Here is a 2,139-nt window from a genome sequence, read left to right as displayed (position 1 = left end):
CGTGCGTCTTTAGTCACACCAGTCACTCTTGTCGCAGGTCGGAAAGCCGCAGAATTGGGAAATCGCAGATCACACCGTGTTTCTGCGCAGATTCGGCCCGACTGAGGGATAGTGTCCAGAGACGAGCACCGAGACGGATGGGGAGTTGATCTGTGACGGCACCGGGCCCCTATGCAGAGGCAAACAACGTGATGGTGCAGCTGACCAGACTCGCCTGCGGATGGTCGAAAAAGCGGTTGGCCGATGAGGTCGGTGTATCGCCCTCGCACGTGAGCAAGGTCGAGTCCGGCGCCCTGCCGTTGGCAGGGAAAGCCCTGCTGGACTACGCGAGGGTCATGCAATGCTCACCGGAGGCGTTATGCGTTCCGTTCACCCGGTCGCCGGCCGAAGGCACCCACTTCCGGGCCAATGCGAGCACCGCGGAGTGGAAACGCGACCGCGTCTGGGCGCGCGCAAACCTCATCGCGATGCGGCTCGGGCGGATCGGAGCGCGTGCGGACATCGAACCGGTGCTCGCGCTCCCCGAACTCGACCCCACCGACTACGCCGCCGAACACGGCGAAATCACCGCCGCGCAGGTTCTGCGACGCCTGTGGCGGGTAGTTGGACCGATCCGTTCCATCGTCGAATTACTGGAAGCCGCAGGGGTTTTCGTGGTCACCGAGGACTTCAGCGACCCTGAGATCGACGCCGTCACCCTGCGGGCAAACCAGCACCATCCGCACCTGGTGTACGTAAACGCAGCCTTGCCTGCCGACCGCATGCGAATGACCCTCGCCCACGAGCTGGGCCACCTCGTGATGGATGCGATGACCTTGGTCAGCCCGGTAGAGACCGAGCGCCGCGCCACAGCCTTCGCAGCCGAATTCCTCGCCCCCATCGACGACATCGCCTTCGACCTCGACCGGGTCTCCATTCGCACCGTCCACGAACTCGACGAGCTCCGCCTCACCTGGGGCGTCAGCGTGTCCTCATTGGTCATGCGCGCCCGTGAACGGGGCATCCTCTCCGACTACCAGTATCGATCAATGTTCCGGCTGCTCAACGAGACCGGCCGCATATACGGACCGCGGCCCGGCGTCGCCCAAGAAGAACCCACGCTCGCCCACGACGTGCTCAACCAACTCACTGCTGCCGGCTACACCACCAACGAGCTCGACGACATCACACTACTCACAAGCGCACAACGCGCCGACTTGTTCCACACCGCAAGCGATCAAGCCGCCACCCGACACCTCACGATGGTCTAAGGCATCGAGCGCGGGCCATGGGGTGGAGCCCGACCCATGTCCGCGATACCCAGTGGAAGCCGCCGGTCCATCCGACCAAACAGGCACAGGCCCTCGAACAAGACCACGCCGCCGGCGGCCGTGAGCACCGCGTCATGCATGGCAACGAAGGCGCTCTCGGCCGAATAGTCCTACAAGCTAGAAATCGCCGCCTCTACGCCGAATTGCGGTGGCAGGTCAACAAAAAACAACACAGCAAGTACCTTGGCGAGGTCACCGCCGCCAACCGAGCCGCCAACCTGGCCGCCGGCTGGCAACTGGCCCACGACCAAGGCCTAACGGTCAACGAGGTATCAGCTCCAACGTCGTGACGACCTGGCTGTCCTCACATTGCCTCGCGCTCGTGGAGCCGCCGAAGGTGATCGTTGATCCAGTCTGCGTCCACGATGGAGAGCACTTCGCAGCGTCGCTTGCCGCAGACGCAGCCATGGCCAGTCTCGCGATGGTAGCGGCTCAGCTTCTCGAACTGACGCAGCACATTGTCACGTGACCTGAACGCTGCGAGCATCTTCTCGCGGTAGTCGTCTGCGCGGTCTAGCGCGTTGTTCAACTCGTCGGCGGTTTCTCCCCAGCGGACCCGGACCTCGTACTCGTGGTCCCGAGCGGTTTTCAACGGGTCGCCACGGTGCTCGTTGCACTGGCGGCAAATCCAGCCCCGGACGAGACCGTGGGCGTTACGATCCGCCGACGCCAGACGTTCGGGGACGCTCAGTTCGCAGCATTCGCAGATGACCTGGTTGGGAGCCTCCATAGATCAACGATGCCACGGCACCCCGACATATCAGGGGTACGCGCTCGTCGGCGCAACAATAAATGCTGGCCGCCATCGTCGTGGAGCAGCTGTAGATAA

General features: G+C 63.3%; 3 protein-coding genes. 2 read left to right on the top strand and 1 reads right to left on the bottom strand.

What is annotated here, in order from left to right:
• Window positions 1-152 precede the first annotated feature (152 nt).
• Both MSZK_RS31020 and MSZK_RS31015 read left to right on the top strand, forming a co-directional pair.
• Complete coding sequence (locus MSZK_RS31020) at window positions 153-1,250, top strand: ImmA/IrrE family metallo-endopeptidase (RefSeq protein WP_024452495.1); 1,098 nt, start codon at window positions 153-155, stop codon at window positions 1,248-1,250.
• 17 nt (window positions 1,251-1,267) lie between these two features.
• Entirely contained in the window at window positions 1,268-1,600 is a 333-nt protein-coding gene (locus MSZK_RS31015; protein ID WP_061005895.1) for a hypothetical protein, read from the top strand.
• A 14-nt stretch (window positions 1,601-1,614) separates the two neighbouring features.
• Here the strand turns inward: MSZK_RS31015 and MSZK_RS31010 are convergent, their stop codons facing one another.
• On the bottom strand, window positions 1,615-2,040 hold the full coding sequence (locus tag MSZK_RS31010) for a hypothetical protein (protein WP_081664386.1): 426 nt from the start codon (window positions 2,038-2,040) through the stop codon (window positions 1,615-1,617).
• Window positions 2,041-2,139: the final 99 nt, after the last annotated feature.

Origin of the sequence: Mycobacterium sp. shizuoka-1 (genome assembly GCF_002723835.1) — a bacterium.
Taxonomy (GTDB): Bacteria; Actinomycetota; Actinomycetes; order Mycobacteriales; family Mycobacteriaceae; genus Mycobacterium.
Note: the sequence above shows the minus strand (reverse complement) of the source record. Positions and strands in the feature narration are given on the sequence as shown.